Annotated in this window: 17 protein-coding genes; 7 read left to right on the top strand and 10 right to left on the bottom strand. The window is 71.7% G+C overall.

The window, feature by feature from the left end; translation table 11 throughout:
* Positions 1 to 31 precede the first annotated feature (31 nt).
* Entirely contained in the window at positions 32 to 2,827 is a 2,796-nt protein-coding gene (locus tag HDA32_RS28480; protein WP_179646083.1) for a DNA methyltransferase, read from the top strand.
* A 196-nt stretch (positions 2,828 to 3,023) separates the two neighbouring features.
* On the opposite strand, the gene HDA32_RS28475 is transcribed toward HDA32_RS28480, so the two are convergent.
* Both HDA32_RS28475 and HDA32_RS28470 read right to left on the bottom strand, forming a co-directional pair.
* Complete coding sequence (locus tag HDA32_RS28475) at positions 3,024 to 3,272, bottom strand: DUF397 domain-containing protein (protein ID WP_179646082.1); 249 nt, start codon at positions 3,270 to 3,272, stop codon at positions 3,024 to 3,026.
* A gap of 8 nt (positions 3,273 to 3,280) precedes the next feature.
* Positions 3,281 to 4,126 (bottom strand): helix-turn-helix domain-containing protein, encoded by an 846-nt coding sequence (locus tag HDA32_RS28470; RefSeq protein WP_179646081.1) that lies wholly within the window; start codon positions 4,124 to 4,126, stop codon positions 3,281 to 3,283.
* Positions 4,127 to 4,301: 175 nt separating this feature from the next.
* Between HDA32_RS28470 and HDA32_RS28465 the strand changes: the two genes are divergently transcribed.
* Together HDA32_RS28465 and HDA32_RS28460 are read left to right on the top strand one after the other, a co-directional pair.
* Entirely contained in the window at positions 4,302 to 4,799 is a 498-nt protein-coding gene (locus HDA32_RS28465; RefSeq protein ID WP_179646080.1) for an ATP-binding protein, read from the top strand.
* Between the two features lie 325 nt (positions 4,800 to 5,124).
* Positions 5,125 to 5,595 carry a hypothetical protein gene (locus tag HDA32_RS28460; RefSeq protein WP_179646079.1) on the top strand — a complete coding sequence of 157 codons (471 nt, stop codon included), beginning with the start codon at positions 5,125 to 5,127 and terminating at the stop codon, positions 5,593 to 5,595.
* Positions 5,596 to 5,668: 73 nt separating this feature from the next.
* On the opposite strand, the gene HDA32_RS28455 is transcribed toward HDA32_RS28460, so the two are convergent.
* From HDA32_RS28455 to HDA32_RS28450, 3 genes are all read right to left on the bottom strand, one after another.
* Positions 5,669 to 7,000, bottom strand: a complete 1,332-nt coding sequence (locus HDA32_RS28455) for a hypothetical protein (protein ID WP_179646078.1) — start codon at positions 6,998 to 7,000, stop codon at positions 5,669 to 5,671.
* Between the two features lie 409 nt (positions 7,001 to 7,409).
* Complete coding sequence (locus HDA32_RS31630) at positions 7,410 to 7,535, bottom strand: hypothetical protein (protein ID WP_281370418.1); 126 nt, start codon at positions 7,533 to 7,535, stop codon at positions 7,410 to 7,412.
* A 55-nt stretch (positions 7,536 to 7,590) separates the two neighbouring features.
* Positions 7,591 to 8,070, bottom strand: coding sequence for a hypothetical protein (locus HDA32_RS28450; protein WP_179646077.1), 480 nt, complete (start codon positions 8,068 to 8,070; stop codon positions 7,591 to 7,593).
* A gap of 672 nt (positions 8,071 to 8,742) precedes the next feature.
* Between HDA32_RS28450 and HDA32_RS28445 the strand changes: the two genes are divergently transcribed.
* Positions 8,743 to 9,438 carry a DUF3558 domain-containing protein gene (locus tag HDA32_RS28445; RefSeq protein WP_179646076.1) on the top strand — a complete coding sequence of 232 codons (696 nt, stop codon included), beginning with the start codon at positions 8,743 to 8,745 and terminating at the stop codon, positions 9,436 to 9,438.
* Here the strand turns inward: HDA32_RS28445 and HDA32_RS28440 are convergent.
* Complete coding sequence (locus HDA32_RS28440) at positions 9,395 to 9,865, bottom strand: SDR family NAD(P)-dependent oxidoreductase (RefSeq protein WP_179646075.1); 471 nt, start codon at positions 9,863 to 9,865, stop codon at positions 9,395 to 9,397. The genes HDA32_RS28445 and HDA32_RS28440 overlap by 44 nt on opposite strands.
* Positions 9,866 to 10,161: 296 nt before the next feature.
* Between HDA32_RS28440 and HDA32_RS28435 the strand changes: the two genes are divergently transcribed.
* Positions 10,162 to 10,959: a hypothetical protein gene (locus tag HDA32_RS28435; protein WP_179646074.1), complete on the top strand. Its 798-nt coding sequence runs from the start codon at positions 10,162 to 10,164 to the stop codon at positions 10,957 to 10,959.
* A gap of 107 nt (positions 10,960 to 11,066) precedes the next feature.
* Here HDA32_RS28435 and HDA32_RS28430 read toward each other — a convergent pair whose 3' ends face one another.
* Together HDA32_RS28430 and HDA32_RS28425 are read right to left on the bottom strand one after the other, a co-directional pair.
* Positions 11,067 to 11,366, bottom strand: a complete 300-nt coding sequence (locus tag HDA32_RS28430) for a type II toxin-antitoxin system VapB family antitoxin (protein ID WP_179646073.1) — start codon at positions 11,364 to 11,366, stop codon at positions 11,067 to 11,069.
* Positions 11,367 to 11,580: 214 nt separating this feature from the next.
* The gene (locus tag HDA32_RS28425; protein ID WP_179646072.1) at positions 11,581 to 12,267 is read right to left on the bottom strand and encodes an SMI1/KNR4 family protein; all 687 of its coding nucleotides are present in this window, start codon (positions 12,265 to 12,267) and stop codon (positions 11,581 to 11,583) included.
* A 270-nt stretch (positions 12,268 to 12,537) separates the two neighbouring features.
* Between HDA32_RS28425 and HDA32_RS28420 the strand changes: the two genes are divergently transcribed.
* Both HDA32_RS28420 and HDA32_RS31625 read left to right on the top strand, forming a co-directional pair.
* Positions 12,538 to 13,038, top strand: coding sequence for a phosphoribosyltransferase (locus HDA32_RS28420; RefSeq protein ID WP_179646071.1), 501 nt, complete (start codon positions 12,538 to 12,540; stop codon positions 13,036 to 13,038).
* A gap of 213 nt (positions 13,039 to 13,251) precedes the next feature.
* A complete protein-coding gene (locus HDA32_RS31625; protein WP_179646070.1) occupies positions 13,252 to 16,431 on the top strand; it encodes a serine/threonine protein kinase in 3,180 nt (1,059 codons plus the stop codon).
* 227 nt (positions 16,432 to 16,658) lie between these two features.
* Here the strand turns inward: HDA32_RS31625 and HDA32_RS28410 are convergent, their stop codons facing one another.
* Both HDA32_RS28410 and HDA32_RS28405 read right to left on the bottom strand, forming a co-directional pair.
* The gene (locus HDA32_RS28410; protein WP_179646069.1) at positions 16,659 to 20,849 is read right to left on the bottom strand and encodes a DUF4132 domain-containing protein; all 4,191 of its coding nucleotides are present in this window, start codon (positions 20,847 to 20,849) and stop codon (positions 16,659 to 16,661) included.
* Positions 20,850 to 20,990: 141 nt separating this feature from the next.
* A complete protein-coding gene (locus tag HDA32_RS28405) occupies positions 20,991 to 21,812 on the bottom strand; it encodes a hypothetical protein (RefSeq protein ID WP_179646068.1) in 822 nt (273 codons plus the stop codon).
* Positions 21,813 to 22,208 lie beyond the last annotated feature (396 nt).

The raw sequence follows: 22,208 nt of genomic DNA, 5'->3' as shown, positions 1-22,208 counted from the left end.
CGGACACATCCACAGCAGGAGTGGTCAGCGCATGGCAACCCCCAGCACCGTGCTCAGCGGTCCCGAGATCCAGGCCCGCATCGTCAGGTTCGTCAAGCGCTGGTCCGGCTACTCCGGTACCGAACGCAGCGAGGCGCAGACCTTCCTCAACGAGCTGTTCGCGGCCTACGGCAGCGACCGCAGGGCCGCCGGTGCGGTCTTCGAGGACAGCAAGACCTCGCAGGGCATCATGGACCTGCGCTGGGGCGACCGGCTCATCGTGGAGATGAAGGCGCCGGGCGAGACCGCGCAGTTGGAGAAGCACCGCAAGCAGGCGCTGGACTACTGGCGGGAGTCCTCCGATCCGGGCAGCGACAGCCCGGCCGCGCAGTACGTGGTGCTGTGCTCGTTCCACCGGTTCGAGATCTGGGAGCCGGGGCGGTACCCCACGCAGCCGCGCGCCGACTTCCCGCTGTCGGAGCTGGCCGACCACTACGAGAAGCTGCTCTTCCTCACCAATGCCGGTGACGAGGCGCTCTTCCACATCGCCGACCGCAGGATCACCACCGACGCCGCGCAGATCATCGGGCGGGTGAACCACTCCCTGATGACGCGGGACGCCGCGCCGCCGGAGGTGGTGCAGAATTTCCTGCTGCAGATGGTGTGGCTGTTCTTCGCCGAACGGTTCAACATGATCTCGGGCCACCCGAGCTGGCACATCCTGCGGGAGGCGAAGCAGCGCAGGGCCTTCGCCCCGGCGCTGATCGGCGGCCTGCTGTGGTCGTTGAACCAGGACGACCCGCACCTGCGGCACGGCGTGCTGAAGGGCACCGCCTACGTCAACGGCGGCCTGTTCAGCAGGCCCGCGGTGGTCGAGCTCACCGAGACCGAGATCGATCTTCTCCTTGAGGCCGGCGAGTACGAGTGGGACAAGGTCAACCCGACCATTTTCGGGTCGCTGGTCGAGAGCTTCCTCGGCGAGAAGCGCGGTGCGCTGGGTGCGCACTACACCCACGAGGCCGACATCATGAAGATCGTCCGGCCCACGATCGTGCAGCCGTGGCAGGCGCGCATCGACGCGGCGGAGACCTTCCAGGAGTGCCACCGGCTGCTCCAGGAGCTGTGCGACTTCAAGGTGCTCGACCCGGCCTGCGGGTCGGGCAACTTCCTCTACGTCGCCTACCGTGAACTTCGCGGACTTGAGAAGAGGCTCAAGGAGAGGCTGCGCGCGCTGGCGAAGGAGAGCGGCTTCCCGATCCCGGGCGACGCGCTGCCGTTCTACCCCCTGGGCAACCTCTACGGCATCGACGTGGTCCAGGCCGCGGTGCAGGTCGCCCAGCTCACCCTGTGGATGGGGCACCGCCAGGTCGCGGCCGACTTCGAGGCCGCCGAGCGCTTCCTGCCGCTGACCAACCTCGAAGCCCTCCGCAGTCAAGATGCGCTGAAGGCGGACTGGCCCGAGGTCGACTGCGTCATCGGCAACCCGCCGTTCGTCGGCTCTCAGCACCTGCGCTCGGCACAGGGTGATGAGTACCTGGACTTCCTGAAGGACACGTTCGGGGTCGGGATCAAGGACTTCTGCGTCTACTGGTTCCGCAAGACCCACGACCACCTGAAGCCGGGCCAGCGGGCGGGGTTGATCGGGACGAACTCGATCAGGCAGCCCTCGGCGCGCGCGGCCAGCCTCGGCTACGTCGTGGACCACGGCGGCGTGATCACCGACGCGATATCAAGCCAGGTCTGGCCGGGGGAGGCAAAGGTCCACGTCAGCATCGCCAACTGGGTGAAGGAGCCGGGGGAGGCGTCGGGACTGCCGGGGGAGCCGGGAGCACCGGGAGAGTTCGTGCTGGACGGCGAGTTGGTTTCGGGGATCTCGTCGCGCTTGCAGGCCATGTCGGATGGGAGCGGGGACGCGGTCTCTCTGTCGGTGAATCGCGATCACGCGTTCCAGGGACCGATCCCGATCGGCGCGGGGTTCATCTTGGACGAAGAAGAAGCACAGCGGCTGCTCGCCCGAGGCGATGCCGACTACCGGGATGTCGTGCGCCCGTACCTGGTCGGCGATGACATCGCGGACGACCCGGGGCAACGCGCCCGTCGCTGGGTCATCGACTTCGGCCTTCGCGCACTTGAGGAGGCCAATGCCTACCCCGCTGCCATGGAGATCGTTCGGGAGCGGGTCAAGCCGATCCGCGAGACCAACAACCGGAAGATCTACAAGGAGCGCTGGTGGTTGTTCGGCGAGCCTCGGCGCGCGATGCGTCTGGCGTTGGAGGGGAAAGAGCGTTATATCTCTTGCCAGGGGCAGGGTAAGCGTGCACTTTTCATCTGGACGGATGCGTGGACCTGTCCGAGCAATCTAGTGAACGTTTTCGCCTTTGACGACGATTATTCCATGGGAATCCTCAGTTCAGCAGCGCATGTGGCCTGGAGCTGGGCGCAGTCGGGGACACTCAAGGCTGACCTTCGCTATTCGCCGTCCAATGCCTTCATGACCTTCCCCTGGCCCGATCCGGTGACGGAGGAGCAGCGGGAGCGCATCGCTGAGGCCAGCCGGGAGATCATCGCCCGACGGCAGCAGATCTGCGAAACCGAGCAGATCGGCCTTACCGCGCTGTACAACCAGGTCGATGAAGGAGCTTACGCCGACCTCAAGAAGCTGCACCTGGAGTTGGACAAGGCGGTTGCCGCCGCGTACGGCTGGTCGGCCTCTGTCGCGCAGGACCACGATGAGCTCGTCGCTCGGCTTCTCAAGCTCAACCAGGAGATCGCTGAGGGCAAGCGCTCCTACTCCCCGTTCCCCGAGAAGACCGGTGAGGGAGCACTCCAGCCCATGTTCGACGTCTGACTGATGTCTGACGATCGCGTTCGCACAGGGGGTTGGCTGTCGCAGTGCGCGTAGCGCCGGCGGCACAGCAGGTCCGGGCCCTGGAAATTCCACCCCGTCCCACGAACGCGGCGGTCAAAGTTCGATGAGCCGACCGCATGACACCTGTGGCCCGCGCCTTCGGTGCGGGCCACAGGTGTGTCTCAGAGCTGTTGGCCTAGAGCCGGTCGCCCTTCACGGCGGTGAGGAAGGCGTCCCACTCGCCGGAGGCAAAGCCGAGGTGCCCGGCATCGGGACGCTTGGAGTCGCGCATCGCCGCGCCAGTGGGAAGGTCTGCGACCTCGACGCACTCGTTGGCGCCAGCGCTGTAGCTCGACTTGCGGAAGGTGAGGGCGACTTCCACGCAGTTCTGCGGGTTGCTGTAGCTGGACTTGCGGAAGTGGAGTTCGCTGAGGGGTGAGGACACGATCTTCCCTAGTGGATCAGCTCGGACATGAGGTCTATGGAGTCCGCTTCGGACATAGCGGTCATCTGAAGGCTATTGAATACCTTCTTGTAGTCCTCCACCTGCTCGGGCTTTTCCAAGTAAAGTCCGTCCGCTCGGGCTTCCAGGTAGACGACGGATGGGTCCAGCTCATCCGGGAAGTCCAGGATGACGAAGCTGCCGTGGCTACCAGCATGGAGTCCGGCTGAGATTGGAAGCACTTGTAGCGTGATGGTGCTGCTGCGGTCTGAGGCCACGCCGATGAGGTGCTGTAGCTGCTCTTTGGCCATATCAGGAGTGCGCATCAGACGCAGCAGAGCAAGCTCGTCCACGATGGCGAGGAACTCCGGAGCATCGTCGCGGGCAAGAATCTCCTGACGTCGTTGCCTGGACTCTGCGATCCGTTCGATTTCCGAGGCTGACCGCGTTAGGGACGCGGATGCCGAAGCCGCAGCATAGCTCGGGGTCTGCAACAGCCCTGGGATCACAATGGGTTGATAGGTGGAGATCACAGAGGCTTCTGCCTCGAACCCGACGTATGTATCGGTGAACACATCGTCGAACTTGGTCCACCAGCCTCGCTCCCGCGACTGCCTTGCGAGAGTCAGGATCGCTTCGCGCTGCTTCTCGTCGGTCACCTTGTACAGGTTCAGCAGATCTCGCATCACGCTGGCGTCTGGTCGAGCCAATCGGCCACGCTCCATGTGGTTCAGGCGACCACGCGACCAGTCAAGCTTCTTCGTTGCCTCTTCCGCTGTCATCCCCGCCGCTTCGCGCAACCGCCGCAGTTCCGCTGCGAGCCGTCGACGGCGGACGGTTGAGCTCTTCCTCGTCATACCAACCCCATCGATTGCGTGCCGTGGCGAAGCGATCCTATGGTCCACGCCACAAAACAGGCATTTATGTCAGCCTGAGAGAAGTACTTGAAAAACTGTCAGGCTGACTGTTTACTCTCTAAGTGTAGTCACTCACCGACGGTCCGCTCGGCCGCCCGCACCCCCGGGAGTCCCTATGCCTGCCTCGTCCTCGCACGTCTTGCCCGCCGTCCGCTGGTGGGAGCCGCGGCTTTACCCCGGTGAGATCGCTTTCTCGCCGCGGGTGCGGGCCGATGCCCGCACCGCTCTGTCCGGCTTCCCCGATCGGATCGCGGGCGACGTCGAGCTCGTCGTCTCCGAGCTGTTCGCCAACGCGGTGCGCTACACCGCCTCCGGCGACGGCGGCGAAGTGTGGGTGCAACTCTCCATGCCCGACGCCGACCTCCTCCGCCTCGACGTCGCCGACGGCGGGTGGACCGACACCGTGCCCAGGATTCCGGCCCTGGACGGCGTGGACTGGCTGAACAGCGAGGGGCGGCGCGGCCTGCTGCTCGTCGAGGCCGTCACGTTGAACTGGGGCTACGTCGACCCCTACGCCGACCGCCCCTACAACCTCGGCCTGATCGTCTTCGCCGAGTTCGCCGTGGACCCCGCCCAGGTCCCGGCCCCGACCTCGTCGCCGACCACCGTCTGAACCGCCCGGGCAAAGCCGGAGGGAACGCGCTCGGAACATCGCGCCGCCAATGCCGTTCCAGGCCCTGCTGAGCTCGCGCCCGCCTGTGAGGCTGTTGTCGGCGCGTCGGCGCTGACGGCAGCCTTCCACGGTCACCGGTGGTGGATGGAGAGCCGCGTGGTCCCGGCAACCTTCACTCGCCGGCAACCTTCACTCGGTCGCCCGAGAAGCCCGGGAAGAGCGGTGTCCGAGCGTGTCCCTTCCCCGGCACGGCCTCACACGGTTCACCGGCACAACCCCGCCTCCCCCACCTTTCGTCCACAGCCTGTGAGGAACGTCGACCACCATGGCCACCACCACAGCGACCAACCCCGCCGACATCACCGATCCCACCAACCCCACCGGCCGCCTGCGCGCCGTCACCGCGCGCCCGCGCGGCCGACGCTTCTCCGCGGCGCCCCAGCCGCCCCCGCCCCGCCGCGAGCCTTACCCGGTCCGCCCGCTCCGCCCCGGCAACGATCCGGCCGACCCCGCTCCGGAGGGCAGCGTGCTGCCCGCCTGGATGCACCGCGCCAACGCCGAGGCAGCCCAGCGTCCCCAGGACTCCCGGCACTCCCGGCACCAGCACGTCATCACCGACGCAGATCTCGCCCGGCTGCGCGCCCAGGCGAACGGCGTCGCCTACTGGCCGCGGCACAGCGGCAAGAAGCCCCGACGCCCCTGGCACCACCGCCACGCCTTCACGGCCGGCTTCCTCACCGCCCTGGCCCTCACCACCCCGGCGATCCCGGTGATCCTCCTCGTCCTCACCCCGTAGCGTCTGACGCCCGCCGATCTCGACAGCCGCAGCCGTCGCCCGTTTGCCGTCAGGGTGCGCCCGGCACCGTGCTTCAACGCATGACGACCTGAGTCTGTATCGGACTGTCTTCAGACGAGCGGTGGATGAAGGCGACATCGGTCCAGCGCTGGGCGTCACCGGTCTCATAGACGGTGGCTCCTTCGCCGCGCCAGGCGACCTCCTGTTCCGGGCTCACCAGGGGCGGGGTGCCAGAGGGATGGAAGGCGACGAGGGTCCGGGGCGTGTCGTCGGGTTCCGCCGGGGAACCGAAAGCCGCCGCCCCGCTTATCCCGCGCAGGCGGCCCACGCGGCTCGTGTCCTCCTCCTCGTCGTCGCCGACGGCGTCGACGTAGCCGGTCGCCTCGGGATCCTGCGGGTCGGAGATGACCGCCGGGTACCCGTCGTCGAAGTAGATCATCCACAAGGTCGTCGCGGTCGCCTCATCACCGGTGCCCCACGAGATGCGGGCCGGGCGGCCGGCCACGTTATCGGTGGTGAACTCGGCCTCGACCGCGGTGTTCGGATCGAAGACAGCGGACATGAAGTGTCCTTCGATGCCGTGCCCGTGCGGGCCCATCCGGTAGAGGTCGGCCAGCGGGGCCGCGGAGACGAACGCTCCCTCCGAGGGGAAACACCGACCCCCCGATTCGTCCACACACACGTCCCTGCCGTCCAGACCGATGTAGCCGGTTTCACCGTCGCGCTCGTAGCGCAGGGCCGGGTAGCGATCCTCGTGGAGGTCGTCGTAATCGCGGTAGCGGGTCCGTTCGAAGTCGGACTCATCCATCTCGGAGGCGTTGCTGATGCCGGTGGTCTCCAGCTTGTCGGCGCGGACCTCGCCGGCCTCGACGTCGTGGTACAGCTCCACGATGCCGTGTGTGTCCGCGGGAAACAGCCACGCCTGGTCGTAGTCCTGGTCGATCGGCTCGATCTCGAAGAGCGGGTCATCCGGCGAGAACGCCGTCCGCTCCTCAGCGGGGGAGTCCTCCACCGCGCCTTCCATCCGGAAGGTCCGGACCCGGAAGTCGGTCGCAGCGCCCTCGGAGTCGTCGTACTCGGCGACGTAAGCCAGTTTCTCCACCGGATCATCGGGGTCGGCCGTGTCGGATTTGCCGACCTCGGCCCACAGCACGTGGCACAGGTCCGGATCAGCGCATTCCCTGCGGGCGTCGCCGAGGAAGTCCTCACCCTGGTAGCCGGCCGTGGGCCATAGGGTACGCAGTTCAGCCATCCGCTCTGCGCGGTAGCCGACGGCCGTGTCGCCGTCGCCGCTGACATCGTCGTCGCCGTTGCTCCACCAGATCAGTCCTGCGACCACGGCGACGGCCACGGCGCCGACCAGGAGTTTATGGCCGGCGATCCAGCGCAGCAGTCCTCGGTGCATGGGGGATTCTCCGTTCAGCGGTGTGGCAGCACGGTCCGAGAGCACGACCATCTGTACAGCGGCGCCGACCGGCACGGTCGACCTCGCGAGCAGACCGATCGTTCCCGGCCGCTCGGCGCATGTACCGACGGCACCCAAGGGTGCTCGACAGGACCTTCGCGAAGGGGGTCACATGTGAGCGGTCCCGCCGCCGACCGCCGTGTCGCTGATCGTCAGTCACGATGCCTTCCTACCGCACAGATCATGACGCACAGCAGGCGGCAAGCCTGTTCGAGCCGGTCGCGATCTCCGTGATCGGCATGCACAGGATCACGGATGTCCGTGCATGGGAGCACGGCCGCTGCCGCGGTCGCCCCCGTGCGGGGACGCTGCGCACCGCCGGCACGGCTTCGGTCCGGGGAGTGCCCGGTCAGGCCCGTTGGACGCCGTTGGCGTTGCGCAGGTCGGCTTGGGACCATCCCTCTGCCTGGACCCAGTGCGCGAGCAGGGTGCGCGAGATGAATCCCGCCTGGTCGACCGAGAGGGACCGGGCCACCGGGCCGCGCGACCGGGTGGTTCACCGCGGCGACGGGGTCGGATGTCCGCGCGGGTCAGGAAGCGCCGCTGCGGTAGTAGGCCAGGGTGACCCGGTTGCTCATGATCCCCAGCATCAGTACGGCGGGCACGACCGTGAGGAGGGTGCCGCTGCCGGTCAGCAGGGTGAGCAGCGACCACGCCAGGGCCACCGCATGGAAGGCGATCACCGACCAGTAGACCAGCACCGAGCGCCGCTTCATGAAGGCGGCCAGGATCACCGACACCACGCTGTAGCCGCCGACGACCACCAGGACCATCGCCACCACCGCCGCGAGGGCGTCCGGGGTGAAACCGCTCTCGCCCATGGCCTCGACCATGCCGGCGCGGGCCGAGGGCAGGGCCGCGGCGACCACCATGAACGCGGCGAGAAGCAGGCCGAGGCCGCCGAGGACGAACATCAGCACCCGAACGGTCTTGGCCGTGCCCGGCATGGGCGGCGGCCCCGGCCACGCATAGCCGGGGAACGGCCCTCCCGCGGGCGCGGGATAGGGCATGCCCCCGGGATGGGGGTGAGGAGCCTGCCCGCCGGGCCCGGCCTGCGGTCCATAGCCGGGCGGGAAACCAGCGTGATGCTGCTGGTACTGCGGGTGGTGCGGCTGCACGAGGCCTCCAGCATGAGGGCGGGGGAAGAGGGGCGGACGGACCGCGACGCGCTCGCCCCATGCGCGACCGACGGACCAATCCGCACGGTGACCCTACAACCGCACAGCGACACCGGTCCCCGTCCTGGGACCGCAGACGGAAGAAGGGCCGAAAGCGGCCACACGGACCCCGCGGCGTTCCCGCCCTCGGGGCCGGGCACGCTCTGGCGGCCGCTCAGCCACTGCCCGCAGTACGCGGCCGCGATGCGGACCCGGCACGGCGTTCCCGGTGGGAGAGTAGGAGGGTCGATTCCGGTCGCCTCCCCACCAGACAAGGCATCCATGAACGAGAACCGGCCGTCCACGCCCCCGTCCGGACCGGGCAATCCCGGAATGGGAGGGCACCCGCCGCAGCCCGGACCTCCGCCGCACCCGCGTCCCCCGTATCCCGGTCCTCATCCGGGGACGTGGCAGGGCGGGCAACCGCCCCACGGGCCCGGCGGCGCACCCGCGGGCCCGTCGGGACCCGGTGCGCCGCAGCGGGCCGGCCAGTGGATCATCCTCGGCGTCGGCGGGCTCGTCCTGGTGCTGCTGATCGCCATCGGCGTGGTGCTCGTGACCGGGTCGGGCACCCCCGAGGGCACCCCGGAGGCCGCCGCCCCGACCGGGGCCGACGCCGCCGAGGAGGAGGCCGGGCCCGGGAGCACGCCCGATGCCGCGGAGACGTCGATGCGGACATGGGAGCCCTACGCCGGCCCGGCAACCCCGACCGAGGTCAGCGTGGGCGAAGGCCCGCACTCCCTGCCGGAGGATCCCTGCGCGGCCTTCGGTGCCGAGACCCTCGCCGGGATGCGGGTCGAGGAGGACGATCCGTACCTCCACGTGACCGACTTCCTCTCGTCGTGCAGTTGGAGCGGCCGGACCGACGACAACGTCTCCGTCTCCCTGGACCTCGAGTACATGGTCTCGACGGACGACCCCGAATCGGTGTCGCAGGCCGAGGAGCGCTTCGGGCCCAAGAGCGACGTCTTCGGGATGTTCGGCACCAGGCTGGAGAAGCGGGCGATGGACATCGGCGACGAGAGCGTGCTGGTCTACAGCGACAACAGGGACGACACCACCGAGAGGCTGGCGGAGCTGCTGATCCGCCGGGACAACATGCTCGTCGAGGTGAAATGGGGTCCCAGGGGCACCGATTCGATGGGACCCGTGCTGACGTTCGAGCACGCCGAGCAGGTCATGCCCGAGCTCGGCCGGCAGGCGCTGAACCACCTCGGCTGAGCCTGGCCCGGACCCCGCCCGACCGTTGGCCGTGGGCGGGCGGGCTCTCAAGGAGAGCCGGGCCGCAGGCGGCCGCCGCGGCCAGGTTCACGGTCAGGGTCTCGCGCCACAGCTCCACCGTCGAGGCGGCCACGGAGGCGACCGGCGCGACCCCCGCGCAGTGGACGAGCGCGTCCAGCCCGGCGATGCCGGTGACGGCGTCCGCCAGAGACTCCGGACGCCGCAGGTCGGCCGGGACCGGCCGGACTCCGGGGTGCGCCTCGGCGATCGCGGCGAGCCGCTCGGAGTCGCGCCCCATCGCGAGCACGCGCCGTCCCCGTCCCGCCAGGGCGCCGACCACGGCCGAGCCGATGCCGCCCGCCGCCCCCGTCACCACGACCCCGTCGGCCACCTCGGGCGCCGCGGTCTCCTCGGTCGTGTCGGTCATGCGGAGCATCCTGGCACAGCGGCCGAAGCCGGAACGCACGGGCGCCACCGGTTCCGCGCCGGGCCCCCGGAGGGCCGACCGCAGGGAGCCCGCGCTTCCCACCCCGCCCCAGCCGTTCGGCCACGGGCTCGTCCGCTCCACCCCGGCGATCCTCCTCGTCGCCGCGGTCGCTCGGTGGCCGCCCCGGCGACCGTGCCATCATGGCCGTATCCGGCCCCGCGCGGTGGAACACGGCGTCGGAGGGGGATCACCTCGTCTGCCCCCGTGACCGGGGCACCGATCGGAAAGGGACCCCCATGCCTTCCCCGTTTCGCCATGCCGCTGTGCCCATGCTGCTCGCGCTGGCGCTCGCAGGGTGCGGATCCGGAGTCGAACTGCGCCCCAGCGCGCGACTGGACGCGCTGCTGCCGCCCGACGACGTCTACCCCGACGGCTACCTGGTGCAGACGGGCGACGTGGCGGAGATCGAGAGCGAAGGGTCCTCCTCTCCCGACTTCGATCGGGTCGAGCCGGCGGAGTGCGGGGCGGCCATGGAGGAGAGCGGATCCGAGCAGGTGCCGCAGGGAGCCGCCGAGGGGGCGCTCCAGACGGCGAGGCCGGACGGCGCCTCCGGCCCGACCACCTCCTACAGCTTCATCCTGGTGACCGAAGACCCCTCCGAGGACGCCTCCGATACCGGGCCGCAGGTCCGGATGATCGACGCCTGTTCGAGGTTCACCGGTTACGTCGGTGACGAGAGGATGGAGGGGAGGATCAGGCGCCTCTCCCAGGATGACCTTCCGGAGGGGAGCGACGGGTTCATCATGGAGTTCTCCGGCGGGGGAACGGACATGTCGACGCAGATGGCCTGGGGCAAGGCGTCCGATGTCCACTTCGCCCTGCTCTCGGTCCACGTCGACGACGGCTCGTCCTCGCCGTCCGTACCGGAGCTGCTGGACGCGTGCCGCGATGAGCCCAGGGAGGATGGCGAGCGCCCCACCACCTGCTACGACAACCACCGGGTGCAGTCCGAGGCCATTGAGGAGCTGGAGCGCGAGGAGGAGTTCGCGGGCATCATGGCGTCGGCCGCGCGGCACCTGGAGGAGGCTGCGTAGCGCCGGGCCGCGTGTGGGCGCTGTGCCCATCCCCACCTCCCCGGCTGCGGGCACGACTCGGTGGTCCTGGCCGGCGACGCCCTGATCAGGGCGTGACCGGGCCCTGATCAGAGCGCGTGGAAGTCGTGCACGCGGGCGGGCATGGTGCGGCGCTGCTGGAGGGCCGAGCGCAGGGCGCGGTGCAGGCCGTCCTCGAGGTAGAGCCGGCCCTCCCAGTGCACGACATGCGGGAAAAGGTCGCCGAAGAAGGTGGAGTCCTTGGCGAGCAGGTGCTCCAGGTCCAGCGTGGACTTGGTGGTGACGAGCTCGTCCAGGCGCACCTGACGTGGGGGGATCCGCGCCCAGTCCCGGGGCGCCAGCCCGTGCTCGGGGTAGGGACGGCCGGTGCCGACCTGTTTGAAGACCATGGGCTCATCGTATTGGCGCGCCGGTCGCCGGGGCCGGAGCGGGGCCGCATCGCAGGCCGCGGCGGTCCGGCCGGAACCGGAAGAGGCGCACAGGAGCACCGAGGAGACCGGGCAACCGGCGGCGGGGGGAGAGGAGGACCCGGACGGTCGCCCGGCGCCGGATCGGTCAGGCCAGACGCGACCTTTCCAACCTTGGTGGCCTCCGGCGCGGCCGTCACGGGGCCGCCGCGCTCCCCGTTGCGGTCTCGGCCTCGCCCCTGGCCCGGGTCTCCGCGCGCGCGAGCCAGCGCAGGTACCACTCGGCGAACGTCATGCGCTCCTTGCCCGGGCGCCGGAAGGGGACGGCGCCCTCGTCGGTGGCCCGGACGTCGGCCCACATGGTGCCGCGTTCGGGGCCGGTCACGGCGAGCAGCGTGAAGTAGCCGCAGCCGTGCTCGCTCACGCGGAGCGAGCCCTCGTCCAGCGCGTCGAAGAGCTCGTCGTCCCGCTCGTCCCAGGCGTGGTAGTCCCGCACGTACTCGTCCGGGTCGGCGTAGGTTCTCCGAAGGGGCTTGCCGGCCTGGTGCGCCGTGGTGAGCTCCTGCACGTGGACGGGCCGGAAGGGCCGCCGCAGGTGCTCGGCCGACGCGGCGCCGCCCTCCTTCGGACGCGTCAGCGGGAGCACCCCGTAGTCGGGTCCCGCACCGGCGGCGGCGACCTCCAGCAGGAAGCCGCGGTACTCCTCGGGCAGCCTGACGCCGAGCGCCTCCTCGGTCTCCAGCAGCTCGGCCTCGGTGAGTGGGGGCCGCAGCGTGAAGCGGTGGCCGAACCTCCCCACCGAGGCGCCGAACACCCGGTGCGCCCCCGGGGCCGTGCGCAGCGCGAGCACCCGCTCGCGCACCCCCGTCCACATCATGTCCATCGCCGCAAGGTACCGGACCGCCGCGCCGACGACGGCCGGTGGCGACAGGGATGTCCCCTTCCGGTCACGCCGGATCTCCTCGCATGCCCGGCCGGTGCCGTCCGGCCGTGATGATGCGCTGCTCCAGCAGGGCCGCCTCGTCGTCGAGAACGATGGGGGCAAGGCGCCCGGAAGGCCGGATCCGGACCACCGCCGCAGGTCGGGATACTGGTGAGGAGCCCGGCCCGGAGCGGGTTCCGGAGATTCGAGAGACGCTGAGAGGGTGCATCCGTGAACGACGACCGCGAGAACCTGACCTATGAGCTCTTCGGCACCGCCATGCGGGAGCTGGCGCAGGCCGTCGCGGACGACGGTTACGAGCCGGACATGATCCTCTCGATCGCGCGCGGCGGGCTCTTCGTGGCCGGCGGGCTGGGCTACGCGCTGGACGTGAAGAACCTGCACGTGATGAACGTCGAGTTCTACACGGGCGTGGGCGAGACCCTGGACATGCCGGTGATGCTTCCCCCGGTCCCCAGCACCGTCGACCTGAGCCGCAGGAAGGTGCTGGTCGCCGACGACGTCGCCGACACGGGCAAGACGCTGAAGCTGGTGTACGACTTCTGCCACGAGCACGTGGCGGAGGTGCGCAGCGCGGTGATCTACGAGAAGCCCCGGTCGTTGGTGAAGTGCGACTACGTGTGGAAGCGCACGGACCGGTGGATCAACTTCCCGTGGTCGGTGCTGCCTCCCGTCGTCCACCGCGAGGGCCGCCGGGTCCTGGACGCCTGAGCCCGCGCCGCGTCCGGCGAACGCGTCGGCGGTCGATCCGCGCTCTCGGACCGCCGCGCCCGGGTGGCGCCCGCGGGAGGGGCGGTGCCCGTGGGGGCCGCGCACGATGCAGCCGTGCCCGGATCCGGTATAACCGGAGGGCCGGTTATACCGAGCGACCCTTTCCCGCCCCCGCCCCACGACCGCCCCTACGACACCGCCGCGGAGCACGTGATGGAATCCGACGGAGCACGGTCGGCCCCCCTCGCCCCCCTCGCCCTCGACGACCCGGACGAGATCGGCGCCTTCCGGCTCATCGGCCGCCTCGGAGCGGGCGGCATGGGCGTCGTGTATTTCGGACGCGACGCCTCCGGGTACCCCGCTGCGGTCAAGACCGTGCGCGCGGAGTACGCCGCCGACCCCGGTTACCGGGCGCGCTTCGCCCGCGAGGTGGACCTCGCCCAGCGGGTCCGCGGGCGCTGCATCGCCCCGCTGCTGGCGGCGGGACCCGACGAGGAGCGCCCTTGGCTCGCGGTCGCCTACGTCTCCGGCCCGACCCTGCGCTCCCACCTGGCCGAGCACGGGCCGCTGCACGGCGGCGACCTCACGGCGTTCGCGGCCGGGCTGGCCGAGGCCCTCGCCGCGATCCACCGCGAGGACATCGTGCACCGCGACCTCAAGCCCGAGAACGTCATCCTCTCGCCCGAGGGGCCCAAGGTCCTCGACTTCGGCATCGCCCAGGCGCTGGACGAGGTGTCCATGACCCGCATGGACATGGTCGTGGGCACCCCCGGTTGGATCAGCCCGGAGCGCTACGACGGCCGCCGCGCCGGTCCGGCGTCCGACATGTTCTGCTGGGGCGGGCTCGTCGCCCTGGCGGCCAGCGGGCGGCTGCCCTACGGCACCGGCCCGATGGAGGTGCTGCGCCACCGCACCGTCAACGAGGAGCCCGACGCCGCGGCCGACGTCCTGCCCGACGCGCTCCGCGGCATCGTCGGGCGCGCACTCAGCCGCGACCCCGCCGACCGCCCCGACGCCGCCGAGGTGTTCGCCGCCATCACCGGGGAGTCCGTCGACGACGCCGACGCCGCGGCCGCGCAGGAGCACATGACGCGGGTGGCGACCCGGCTCATCGACGCCGACTGGGGCCTGCGGGTCTCCGACGCCGGCGCCCGCTTCCCCACCGATCCGGTGCGCGCGAGCACGGCCCGGCGCCCCGTCACCTTCGCCGGTGAAAGCGTGCACGAGCCCGCCGCGCTGGCCGAGCTGTTCCGCAGGCACAGCGGGCGGGCCGAGCAGTGGCTGCGCGGCGACGGCTCCGGCAAGCTCCGCGACTGGCTCGACGACATCGGCGACACCGTCTACGACCGCGACTACCTGCGCGGGATCGGTTCGGTGGAGCAGGCCGCGGTGGCCGTGACCGCGTTCGTCGCCGGATACCTGCGCGACGGCGTCCCCGTTTACCGGGGGCGCGAGGTCGACGCCGAAGGGCTGCGCCGCCTCGCCGCGGGCGGCCCGGCCGAGCGGCGACTGCTCAGCGAGATCGTCCTGAACGAGGTCCCGCTCATCACGGCCGTGCACCGCTGCGGGCATCCCGGCTGCGGGCCGCGCTGCGCCCGGTTGGAGCGCATCGGCCTGCGGACCCGCACGGTGGTCGACGCGGCGCTCACCGCCGCCGGCCGCATCGGCCTGCGCCCGGCCCCCGCCGAACGCGACCGCGCGGTGGCCGTCGCCGTCGAGACCGTCGACGACCCCACCCGTCGGGCCGCGCGCGAAGCCGTGCTGCGGTCCTGGAGCGCCCTGCCCGTGCCGTGGTGGCGCCATGTCGCCCGGCGCGCGCTGCGCGCCGACCCCGGAACCGACGAGGGGTGCAGCGAACTGGTGCTGGCCCGCCTGGCCGTGCCCTACGCCAGGACCGCCGCCGCACCGGCCTGGCGCCGGACGCTCTCGCCGCGGACCTGGCTCGGCCGGGGAACGCTGCGGGTGGTCGTGCTGTCCTTCCTGCTGTGGTGTACCGTCGGCGCCGCCTGGTCCGGGATCCTGCGCATCGGCGAGATGTCCCCGTCGTCGCACCCCTTGCACCCCGACGCGTCGCGCTACGGCGTCCTCGTCGCCCACCAGACGGTGGTGTGGCCGCTCCTGCTGCTGATGTCGCTCGGCCTCGCCGCGCTCCCGGCCCGCCGCAGACTGGGCGGCGCCGTCTTCGGCACGCTGATCGCTCTGGTCTATGCGACCGTCGCCGTCGTGTCGCCGCCGCGGCTGCCCGTGCTCGTCCCCGACCTGGTCCGCGAGCCGGTGGTCGGCGTCGTGACCGGCATGGGGACCTGGGGCTGGGCCCCGCTGCTGCTGTCCGGCCTGGCGGCGCCGCTGTTGTTCATCTGGCTGGCCGCGACGCTGCCCCAGGACCCCGCCCCCCAGCGCGTCGCCCGCCCGCTGTTGCACGGCAGCGGCGCGCCGGTCCGGATCTCCACCGCGATCGCCGGTCTCGGGCTGGTCGTGTGGTTGCCCGGGTGGTCGGTGATGCTGCTGCTGGCACTGGGGTTCTCCGGCGAGCCCGGAGTCGCGGAGGAGATGCGGGAGGTCTTCGGCGCGCTCACCCTGATCGCCCTGCCGGTGGCCCTGGCCTATGCGGCGCTGGCCTACCTGCTGTGGCGGCCGCTGGGCGGCCACACCCTCTACGTCGGGGCGCTCGCCCAGGTGCTGCTGGGCTCGGAGTTCCACGGCGTCTACCTGTCCATGGGGCTCACAGGCTTCGGCGGGTTCTCCACCTGGCTGGTGCTGGAGCAGCCGGCGCCGGCGACGTGGATCGCGCTGCTGCTGCCGCCCGCCGCGTACGGGTTCGGCGTATGGCTGTGCGAGCGGCTGCGGTACCGCCGCCCGCAGCCGCGGACAGCGGTCCCCGCAGCGGGGTACCCGTACCCGCCCCACCACGGCTACCCGCCCCCGATGCCGGGTCAGTCCACTCCGATGCCCGGATACGCGACTCCCATGCCGGGGTACGGCACGATGCCCGGGTACGCGGCCCCGATGCCCGGGTACGGCGCGCCCCACCCCGGCCCGGTGGCGCAGGGGTACCCGGTGCCGACGTCGCCCCCGTACCTCGGGGGACCGGCCCCCGGGACCGGGGACCACCGCACCGGCCCGCGCGTCCCTGCGCTGGGCCAGTGGGCCCCGCAGTCCCCGCCGAGCCCCCCGGCGACGCCCACCGGCGGCCAGGGGACGCCCCCCGCCCCGACATGGGTGCAACCGGACCCCACCCGGGTGGAGCCGGACGCGACGCGCGTGGGGGTGGACCCCACCCGGATCGAGCCCGATGCCACCCGCGTGGGCGTCGAACCGACCCGGGTGCAACCCGGCGTCGAAGCCCGCACCGAGATCGTCCCCAACCCCGGCGACCGCCCGGAGGACGGCTAGACCGTCGATGGGAACGGGAGGCTGTGGTCGCAGTCCTCCCGTTCACCACCGCATGACCCGGGAAGGCTGCCGTCAGCGCCGGCGCGCCTGGCAACGGCCTCACCAGGTCCGCGGAACCACAGCAGGGCCTGGAGACGATCCCAGTCCCCTCCCATCAGCGATTTAGCCGCCGACACCGCGTGCACTGTGGCGGTCGGCCCTCTGCGGCCCCCGTCGCCGGGTATCGGTCAGTCGTCGCGGGTGCGCCGCCAGGCGAGGTCGAACATCTCGTGGAGCGGGCGGTGGACCAGGCCGGGGGCGAGCGGGGAGACGCCCCGGTTCTTGAAGTCCTCGATGGAGGGGTAGAGGCCGCGTTTGCCCTCCTCCATCACCCAGTCCCTGTAGGGGTGCACGCCCCGCACCCGGGTGAGCCCGCCCGGCAGGACGGTCGTCCGGCCTTCGACCGCGAGATCGGCCTCGACCTCGCGTTCCGGCTGGACGACGACGGCGCCGGTGCCGAGCAGTTCGCGGCGGGCCTGCTCGTGCCGCTCGGGGGTCCAGCCGTTCCATGCGCGCACGTTGGCGTCGGTGGGATCGGTCAGCGCGGCCAGTTGCAGGTAGAGCGCCGCGGCGTCGGCCCCGACACCGAGGGTTCCGCCCACCTCGACGACGAGGTCGGGCGCGCTGCGGGCCGGGTCGGCCTCGTGGTGCCCCTCAGGGACGGGGGTGTCGACGGCGCGTTCGGCCAGACGGGTGTAGCCGTCGCTGAACAGCAGTTCCAGAAAGGCCCACTGCTCGGCGAAGTCACCGTAGGACTCGGTGAGCAGCCGCCGTTTCATCGCGATGTCCGGCTCGTCCCACCGCTCGGTCAGCCGCGCGGGACGGAAGAGGAACTCGGAGGGGTAGCGCGGATGGACGCCGACGACGAACACCCCGTCGTCGTACACCGCGAGGTTCCCGCCCCGGAGGGTGTCGGGCCCGAACACCTCCTCGGCGATCCGGTTGTTCTCCTTCTGCCTGCGCGCCAGGGTCGTCCAGCCGATCTTCAGGACCAGGTCGGGGTGGCGCAGCCGTTCGCGCAGCAGGCCCAGAACGGCGGGCAGCTCCCGCGCGGCGGGATGCCCCACGGGCAGCCGGGTGGCGGCCCACGGCAGCAGTTGGACCAGGGCCTCCAGGTTGCTGCGCAGCCACGAGGACGGAAGTTCGGGCCGGGAGCCGGTCAGTTGGATCGTCGAGTCGGGATCGCGGGTCAGGCCGTCCGAGCGCCGCGGCGACTGCAGCACGGCCAGGCGGTACACGCTGACGTAGCCGGGCGACGTGAGCGTGGTGGCGATGTCGACCCGGTCGGAGGGGAGGCCCTCGCCGCGCCACACCGCTTCGACGCGTTCGACCGCGTCGTCCGGGCCGTCCTTGGCCCACAGCCGGGCGGGATCGCCGGGCGGCACGGCGGCGGCCAGCCGCAGCCGCTGGCCGCTGTCCAAGCGTGCCAGGAAGGTCTGGGCACCCGTCGTCTCGCGGACCTTGGCCTTGAGCGCGCGGCGCTGGTGGTCGTCCAGCGGCTTGCCTCGCTCGGTGGTGGAGGGGAAGCCGTTGAGGACCAGCGTGGCGGCGGACGGGGTGATCTCCAGGCGGTCGGCGAGGCGCTCGGCCGCGGCCCGGGCGGGTATGCCCCAGCGGATGGGGCCGCGCCGGGCGAGCTCGTCGCAGAACGCGGTGATCTGCTCTGCGCCGCCCCAGCCGGGGGCGATGTCGCGGACGAAGACGACGTCCTCGCCGAGCGGGTCGGCCGCGCCGGATTCGGGCGCGGGGCGGACGAACCAGAGGACCTGGTCGGAGCCGGGACCGAAGGTGCTGTAGTGGCCGCCGTATCCACCGAGGTGCAGCACCACGGCGTCGGGGGGATCGGTGAACGCACGGTCCAGGGCGCCGTACTGCCAGCCCCGGGCGGGATCGGCCGCGAACGGCAGCTCGGCCCAGGCGCGCAGGAACTCGATGAGGGCCGCGCGCTGGTCGGGCGGTGTCGCGGGGGAGGCGGCGCGCAGGGCGACGGCGCCGATGCGTTCGATCAGCAGCGCCCAGTGCAGGGCGGGGCGGTCGAGGTCCTCGGGCGGCGCCTCCTCGCCGCGCAGCCGGGCGGCCGTGCTGCGCAGCGATCGGAGGGTGGAGTCCTGGTCGCCGGGGTCGCGGCTCTTGTCCGGGGCGTGCAGGTGGAGACCTGACAGGGCCCGCATCAGCAGGGAGTCGGTCGCGGAGGGTGGCGCGGGCGTCTCCTCGACCGCCGCGGCAACGGCCGGCTCCTCCGCGCCCTTGGCGGTCTCGGCGGCCTTGGTGTCCTCGTTTGCCGGGGCGGGGGCCTTGGGCGCGAGTTCGGGGTGCAGCCGGGTGACGATCGGGGCGAGTGCGGGAAAGTCCAGCAGTCGGTCGCGTTTGAACGGCGGAGGGGTCCTGCGGCGGTAGCCGCGCTCGGTGGCGGGTTCGGGCGCGTCCTCGAAGGCGCCGATCTCGCGTTCGAGGACGGCGGTGCAGCGGGGATCGGCGGCGACGTGGGCCAGGGGGCGGCGCGCCTCCTCGCCGGAGCGGTACCACTCGGTCAGCGAGAAGCCGGCGACGGGGCGGGCCAACGGGATGCGGTGCTCCAGGGCGATGTCGAGCGCGTTGGGGTCGACCGGATCGTCGTCGGCGGGGGCAAGGCGCAGCCCCTCGTCCTCGGCGATGAGAGTGGGGGCGAAGAAGGCGAGCAGCTCCAGCAGGGCCGGGGAGGCGTGGGCACCGCGGGCGCGCTCCTTGACCAGCCGGTCACCGAGCCATTCGGTGACCGAGGAGGGCGGGTCGAGCACGCCGCCGCGCAGCCGCCGGGCGACCGCCTCGTCGGCGAGCAGGCGCTGCAGCACGCCGTTGGACTGGGCGTGGGTCAGCCACATGTCGTCGCCGAGGACCAGCTTGCGCAGGAACGCGTCGTCGGTGCGGGCCAGCCGCACGATGGCGGTGCGGTGCTGCTTCCAGAACGAATCCGATCCGGAGCTCCCGCCGCCTGCGAAGAACTCGCCGAGGTTGCGGACCTTCTCCTCCGCGGGATCCTTGCCCGCCGCCTTGGCGAAGCGGTTCAGGTCGCGGAAGAGCGAGTTCTCGTTGTAGAACCCGCGCAGCGCCCGGGACCGGAACTCCTCGTAGGCGGCTTCGGGGCCCTCGTGCTCGGCGAGGACGGCGCAGAAGGCGTCCAGGTCATCGAGCCCTTCGCGCAGCAGTGCCCGGCGCAGCTCCAGGTCGCCGGCCATCCCGGCGTCGGCGAGCGACTCCTGGACCGCGCGGCGGCACTGTCCGGCCCAGTGGTGGTTGCCGATGTCGGCGAACACCTGCCGGGCCTGGGCCCAGAAGGCCGGCAGGTGGGAGAAGGGCAGCCTGTGGCGGGCGAAGGCCCGCAGCGTGTCGAACGCCCGGCCCGGCTTGGCCGCCGCCTCCTCGCGGGCGCCGGCGTAGAGGTCGAAGGCCCTGAGCGCGACGTCGGCGCGGTCGGGATCGTGGACGACGGCCCAGGCGGGGTAGCCCAGCAGGGCAGGGCGGCGGGCGGCGGACACGGGCGGACCCGGGACGGCGGGTGCGCAGCCGACCCGCTCGGCGCGCAGATCGGCGGCCGGCGCCTCGGTGTCGGAGGACAACCGGACCACGGGCCGCCCGCCCAGGGCGGGGTGGCGGTAGGTGCGGGCGCGCACCGCCTGCTCGGCCGGGTGGCCGTCGGCGTCGACGGAGAGCGCGGTGTCGACGCCGGCGGGGGCGATGAGCGCGCCGAGCAGGTGTCCGCGCCGCCAGGTCCGGTGCCGTTCCGCACCCAGCCGCTCGGCGTTGTACGACTCCAGGGGCCGGTCGGAGCGGACGAGCTGGTCGGTGCCGGGCTCGATGCCGAGGTCCACGGCGAGGTCGCGGACCTCCTCCAGGTCGGTGAGGTGGCGGGGGTGCGGGAAGACGAGGTGGCTCGTCTCCAGCCAGGCGGTCTCGGCGTCCAGGGTGAGCACGCCGACGCGGCCGGTCCCGTCGATCTCGCGCAGCAGCCCGGAGACCTCCAGCGGGGGATCGAGGGGGCGCTCGTCGCAGGCGCGCACCGCCGCGTCCTTCAGCACCCGCTGCCAGGTGGGATCGGGCCACAGGCGGCCCAGCAGCGCCACCGGCACGGGCCAGGAGCCGCGGGTCCACTTCCGCACCAGGCGGCGGCATTCGGTTTCGTGTTCGGCCAGCCAGGCGCGCAGCCGCTCGAGCCGCCGTCCGATCTCGGAGTCGGCGATGTGCTTGGGAGTCCGTTTGAGGACGCGCCCCTTGGGGTTGCGGCACTGGAGGCCGGTGTCGCTCAGGGCCAGTCCGTAGCCGTCGGGACCGGCCACCCAGGCGATGCCGTCGGGGGTGTCATGGTGGGAGGAGTCGACCATGGCCGACATTGTGCCGCCCATGGCGGTGTCCTTCTGCCGGTCGTGGGGGCGGAGACGGGGGCCGCCCGCCGGGCCGGCAAGGGCCCGGCCGGGGCCCGACCGGTCTCCCCGCTGACGCGGGCGGCGGTCGCATCAGGGCCGCGCCGCGAGAGCCGCGCGCCTTCAGTAGCCGCGGTTGTGCCACTGGGGGTGCGGCTGCCCGTACTGCTGAGGGTGACCCTGCGGGGGCTGCTGCCGGGGGTGACCCTGCCCGTACGGAGGCTGCTGAGGCTGCTGCCGGGGATATCCCTGCCCGTACGGGGGGTACGGGACCTGCTGCTGCGGCTGCCCCTGCCCGTACTGCTGGGGGTGACCCTGCCCGTACGGAGGCTGCGGAGCCCGGCCGGGCCGCGGCGCCTGCGGCACGGGCCGCCCGTCGTTCCCCGTGGGGGAGAAGGTGACCATCTCCTGCCCGCTCCGGGGGTCGGTCCAGTACCGCTCCTGCACGCCGTCCTGCCGCTGCGTGAACCGCGGACCGGCGTAGTGGGCGAGCACCGAACGGATCCGCTCCTCCGGCTCCTTGATCTCGTCGATCTGCCCCAGCAGGTAGGCGGGGTGCCCGTTGCGGTCGAAGCTCGGGTCGGTGCCCAGGTTCGCCTCTCTGGTCGGCCACAGCACGATGTAGGGCGCCCGGTCCTCCTTGTCCCCCGGCTTGCGTTCGATGGTGAGCGCGGCGATGTGGGGCCACGGGACCGAGGTGTTCAGGCCTTCCGGGGCGTGGCGCGTCGTGATGCCGTGCTCGTCGACGCGGAGCCGGAACGGTATGAGCGCGTAGGCGACCACGCCGAGGCCGACCAGCAGGAGCAGCGGCGCACCGAACAGGATGATCGGAAGCCGGCCGCCTTCGAAGAACCACCCGATGAGGAGGGCGGTGCCCAGGCCACCGAGGGCGGTGACGACCGCGCCGATGGCGAAGAGCTTCCCCTTTGCCTTTGTGAATTCCATGGTGTCCTGCTCTTCTCTCAAGACGATGGCGGAAAGGCCGCAGGAGCCCCGCCGTCGGGGCGGTCGGCCCACGGCGGACGGCCGCGGCGGGCCCCGCCCGACCGCGTGGTCCCGCGTCTGCCGGTTGCCGTTGGATCTCCGAGGTCCGCACCGTCTGCGACGCACCCGGACGAGCGCGCACGGTATCCGCCTTACCTGGTGCGCGACAAAGACCTTGACGGCTGCTCGGGCCGGATGGTTCCAACGGCGGTGACGCTTCCATGCCAAGTGAGGCGGGTGCAGGGGGTTGGCTGTCGCGATCGCGTAGTGATGGCGGCACGAGCGGGCCCGCACCTGCTTCCGGCCCCGGCCGCCTCTGCCGGGAGGTGCGGGAGAGCGTGCAAGGCGAGGTCTTCT

The sequence above is a fragment of the Spinactinospora alkalitolerans genome, assembly GCF_013408795.1.
Taxonomy (GTDB): domain Bacteria; phylum Actinomycetota; class Actinomycetes; order Streptosporangiales; family Streptosporangiaceae; genus Spinactinospora; species Spinactinospora alkalitolerans.
This window is presented reverse-complemented; position numbering and strand designations above follow the sequence as displayed.

Excerpts from the sequence above, each read along its gene's own strand:
- HDA32_RS28410 (WP_179646069.1), bottom strand. The coding sequence starts at position 20,849 with ATGGGCGGCACAATGTCGGCCATGGTCGACTCCTCCCACCATGACACC.
- HDA32_RS28440 (WP_179646075.1), bottom strand. The coding sequence starts at position 9,865 with ATGACCGACACGACCGAGGAGACCGCGGCGCCCGAGGTGGCCGACGGG.
- HDA32_RS28405 (WP_179646068.1), bottom strand. The coding sequence starts at position 21,812 with ATGGAATTCACAAAGGCAAAGGGGAAGCTCTTCGCCATCGGCGCGGTC.
- HDA32_RS28435 (WP_179646074.1), top strand. The coding sequence starts at position 10,162 with ATGCCTTCCCCGTTTCGCCATGCCGCTGTGCCCATGCTGCTCGCGCTG.
- HDA32_RS28470 (WP_179646081.1), bottom strand. The coding sequence starts at position 4,126 with ATGACGAGGAAGAGCTCAACCGTCCGCCGTCGACGGCTCGCAGCGGAA.
- HDA32_RS28480 (WP_179646083.1), top strand. The coding sequence starts at position 32 with ATGGCAACCCCCAGCACCGTGCTCAGCGGTCCCGAGATCCAGGCCCGC.
- HDA32_RS28465 (WP_179646080.1), top strand. The coding sequence starts at position 4,302 with ATGCCTGCCTCGTCCTCGCACGTCTTGCCCGCCGTCCGCTGGTGGGAG.
- HDA32_RS28425 (WP_179646072.1), bottom strand. The coding sequence starts at position 12,267 with ATGGACATGATGTGGACGGGGGTGCGCGAGCGGGTGCTCGCGCTGCGC.
- HDA32_RS28455 (WP_179646078.1), bottom strand. The coding sequence starts at position 7,000 with ATGCACCGAGGACTGCTGCGCTGGATCGCCGGCCATAAACTCCTGGTC.
- HDA32_RS31625 (WP_179646070.1), top strand. The coding sequence starts at position 13,252 with ATGGAATCCGACGGAGCACGGTCGGCCCCCCTCGCCCCCCTCGCCCTC.
- HDA32_RS28430 (WP_179646073.1), bottom strand. The coding sequence starts at position 11,366 with ATGGTCTTCAAACAGGTCGGCACCGGCCGTCCCTACCCCGAGCACGGG.
- HDA32_RS28450 (WP_179646077.1), bottom strand. The coding sequence starts at position 8,070 with ATGCCCTATCCCGCGCCCGCGGGAGGGCCGTTCCCCGGCTATGCGTGG.
- HDA32_RS28460 (WP_179646079.1), top strand. The coding sequence starts at position 5,125 with ATGGCCACCACCACAGCGACCAACCCCGCCGACATCACCGATCCCACC.